The organism is Dyella sp. 01N36 (genome assembly GCF_056399745.1).
The window spans coordinates 1-4,142 of the sequence record NZ_JBFTRY010000261.1; the positions used below are offsets into that span (position 1 = coordinate 1).

Annotated in this window: 1 protein-coding gene; it reads left to right on the plus strand. The window is 63.3% G+C overall.

The genetic code is table 11. The features are described from left to right. The first annotated feature begins 174 nt into the window (after nt 1-174). On the plus strand, nt 175-3,642 hold the full coding sequence (locus tag AC1DMG_RS20535) for a methylmalonyl-CoA mutase family protein (RefSeq protein ID WP_441604252.1): 3,468 nt from the start codon (nt 175-177) through the stop codon (nt 3,640-3,642). The last annotated feature ends 500 nt before the right edge of the window (nt 3,643-4,142 follow it).

Sequence of the window (4,142 nt, forward strand, 5' to 3'; positions counted from 1 at the left end):
TGTTGTGGGAGCGCACCCTGTGCGCGACAGACCTCTCACGATACCTCTGCGCACGGTTGTCGCCCAAACCCCGAAAACCGTTGCCAATCAGCGCCCCTCCGCGCCGCAACATGTTCCAAACGCAACCATCCATTAAAATGGTGGGTCCGACGCACCCGCAGTCCCGGAGTCCCCATGAGTTCCCCCGCCCAGCACGTTTCTGCCAGCGCCGCCCACGCGGAAAGCCGCCCGTTGCGCTTCGTCACCGCCGCCAGTCTTTTTGACGGCCACGACGCTGCGATCAACATCATGCGTCGCATCATCCAGGCGCAAGGCGCCGAGGTCATTCATCTCGGTCATAACCGCTCGGTGGAAGACGTGGTACGCGCCGCGCTGCAGGAAGACGCCGATGCGATCGCGCTGTCGTCCTACCAGGGCGGCCACGTCGAGTACTTCAAGTACATGGTCGACATGCTGAAGGAACAGCATGCCTCGCACATCCGTGTATTCGGTGGCGGCGGCGGCACCATCACGCCGGAAGAAATCCGCGAGCTGCAGGCGTACGGCGTCGAGCGCATCTATCACCCGAACGACGGCATGAAGCTCGGCCTCACCGAGATGATCGAAGACGTGATGCTGCGCACGCGCGCCGCCGCGGTGAAGCGCGCGAAGGAAGAAGAAGCCAGCGTCGTCACGCCGATGGTCGACATCAGCAATGAGATCGCCGTGGGCCACGTGCTGTCGGCCATCGAAGAAGGCGAGCTGGCCGAGGCCGAACTGGAACACCTGCGCAAGCAGTGGAAGATGGCCGGCAAGCACACGCCGGTGCTCGGCGTGACCGGTACCGGTGGCGCGGGCAAGTCCTCGGTGGTGGACGAACTGCTGCTGCGCTTCCTGCACGCTTTCCCCGAGATGCGCATCGCCGTGCTTGCGGTGGATCCGACGCGTCGCCGTAGCGGTGGTGCGCTGCTGGGCGATCGCATCCGCATGAACTCCCTGCGCAGCCATCGCGTCTACATGCGCTCGATGGCCACGCGCCGCCAGCACGCTGCGACCAGCGCCGTGCTGCGCGATTGCATCGATTTCCTCAAGGCGCAGCCGTACGACCTCGTGATCGTCGAAACCGCGGGCATCGGCCAGAGCGATTCGGAGATCGTCGACCTGGTGGATTTCCCCACCTATGTGATGACCAGCGATTACGGCGCGGCGAGCCAGCTCGAGAAAATCGACATGCTCGATTTCGCCGAGCTCATCGTGCTCAACAAATTCGACAAGCGCGGCGCGGAAGACGCGCTGCGCGACGTGCGCAAGCAGTGGAAGCGCAACCGCACCGCGTTCACGCTCACCGACGAACAGGTGCCGGTGTATCCGTCCATCGCCAGCCAGTTCAATGATCCGGGCGTGACCTGGATGTTCAGCAATCTGTGCCGCCTGATGCGCGAGAAGCTCAGCCTGCCGGCGGAGAAGTGGACGCCCAAGCTCGACACCACGCTGAAGGAGCCGCGCGCCACCGTGCTCATTCCGGGTAGCCGCGTGCGCTACCTTGCAGAGATCGCCGAGCAGGGTCGCGGCATCAACAAAGAGATCGAGCACGAGGCGGAGTTCGCCAGCAAAGCCCAGCACTACTACGAATCGCTGAAGGAACTGGGCGATACGCACCTGCCGCGCGAGCTGGCCCGCTATGAATCCGAGGCGCTGCACGAAGAGGGCGCCGATCGTACGTTGCTGACCCTGCGCCAGCGCTACAACGCGGCGATCAAGGAGCTCAGCCACGAAGCGATCCACCTGCTGCACGACTGGCCCAAGCGCTACAAGTCGGTGACCGACGAGGTCAACGAATACAAGGTGCGCGACAAGGTGATCCGCGTGGAGAACTACCGCGTATCGCTGAGCCACCAGAAGATCCCGAAGGTCTCGCCGCCCAAGACCAAGGACTGGGGCGACCTGCTGCGCTTCCTGATGCGCGAGAACCTGCCCGGCTATTACCCGTATACCGGCGGTGTCTATCCGTATCGCCGCACGGGTGAAGATCCCACCCGCATGTTCGCGGGCGAGGGCACGCCCGAGCGCACCAATCGCCGCTTCCATTACCTGAGCCAGGGCGGTGCGGCCACGCGCCTGTCCACGGCGTTCGACTCGGTGACGCTGTACGGCGAAGACCCGGCGCCGCGTCCGGACATCTACGGCAAGATCGGCAATTCCGGCGTCAATATCGCCACGCTCGATGACATGAAGAAGCTGTACTCCGGCTTCGATCTCAGTGCGCCGAGCAGCTCCGTGTCGATGACCATCAACGGGCCGGCGCCGATCATCCTCGCGATGTTCATGAACACCGCGATCGACCAGAACGTCGAGAAGTATCTGAAGGAAGACCCGGCGCGCTGGGCTGAGGCTGACAAGAAGATCGCCTCGATGTTCCCGAACGGCCGTCCGCAGTATTCGGGCGAGCTGCCCAAGGGCAACGAAGGCCTGGGCCTCGGCCTGCTCGGCATCACCGGCGACCAGCTGGTGGATGCGGACACCTACGCGCGCATCAAGGAAGAAACTCTGCAGAACGTGCGCGGCACGGTGCAGGCGGACATCCTCAAAGAGGACCAGGCGCAGAACACCTGCATCTTCTCCACCGAGTTCGCGCTGCGCATGATGGGCGACATCCAGCAGTATTTTGTCGACCACAAGGTGCGCAACTTCTATTCGGTGTCGATCTCCGGCTATCACATCGCCGAAGCCGGCGCGAACCCGATCAGCCAGTTGGCCTTCACGCTGAGCAACGGCTTCACCATCGTCGAGTACTATCTCGCGCGCGGCATGAGCATCGACGATTTCGCGCCGAATCTGTCGTTCTTCTTCTCCAACGGCATGGATCCGGAATACACCGTGATCGGCCGCGTGGCACGCCGCATCTGGGCCCGCGCGATGCGCGAGCGCTACGGCGCCAGCGCGCGCAGCCAGATGATGAAGTACCACATCCAGACCTCGGGCCGTTCGCTTCACGCGCAGGAAATCCAGTTCAACGACATCCGCACCACGCTGCAGGCGCTGTATGCCTTGTTCGACAACTGCAATAGCCTGCACACCAATGCGTACGACGAAGCCATCACCACCCCGACCGAAGAGAGCGTGCGTCGCGCGGTGGCGATCCAGATGATCATCAACAAGGAACTGGGCCTCAACTTCAACGAGAACCCCTGGCAGGGCAGCCACATCGTGGATGCGCTTACCGACATCGTCGAAGAGGCGGTGTACAAGGAGTTCGAGGCGATCAGCGAGCGCGGTGGCGTGCTCGGCGCGATGGACACCATGTACCAGCGCGGCAAGATCCAGGAAGAGTCGATGTACTACGAGCAGAAGAAGCACGACGGCAGCCTGCCGCTGATCGGCGTGAACACCTTCCTGCCCAAGGACCACGGCGGCGAGATCGCCACCGAGATCGAGCTCATCCGTTCCACCGAGGGCGAGAAAGGGCAGCAGATCGACAACGTGCTGGCCTTTGGCAAGGCGCGCAATGAGCTGGCGCCGGAGAGCCTGAAGGTGCTGCAGGAGACGGCGCGTGATCGGCGCAATGTGTTTGAGCAGTTGATCGAGGCGGTGAAGTACAACTCGCTGGGGCAGATCAGTCATGCGTTGTATGACGTGGGTGGGGAGTATCGGCGGAATATGTGATTGGCCTTTTTTCTCTTCTGTTGGTGAAGGGGTGGGACAAGGTCAGGTTCTGAGAGAGCCGCTCCAATCGGGGCGGCTTTTTTTGTCATCCCGGCGCAGGCCGGAAGCGCTCTTCAACAGCCGGATGGCTGGTCATCCAGAGCCTCGGTGTTCGGTTGTCGCGATACCGCGATCTGGCTCGCCTGCCGCGGGCTTCCGTCCTCCTGCCGGAGGCCGGCCGCATCCCTGCGGCCACCCTTCGGGCTTTCCTCCACCCGCCCGCCGCGTCATACGGGGACCCCGGGGATCAAGAGCCGAACAACGCGCGACGTTGCTGGGCCACGCGGCGCCCTTGTAGGAGCGCACTTGTGCGCGACCAGCCGACGGAGCGATACATCCCAGCGCCGCGGTCGCGCACAAGTGCGCTCCTACAAGGGGTACGTCGCGGCTGTCGCATCAAAGCCGCTGATCGGTCCTTTGTGGGAGCGCACCCTGTGCGCGACAAGCCTACGGAGCGGTAC

Bases quoted from the DNA above. Each gene is read 5' to 3' on its own strand.
- AC1DMG_RS20535 (WP_441604252.1), top strand. From the start codon at position 175: ATGAGTTCCCCCGCCCAGCACGTTTCTGCCAGCGCCGCCCACGCGGAA.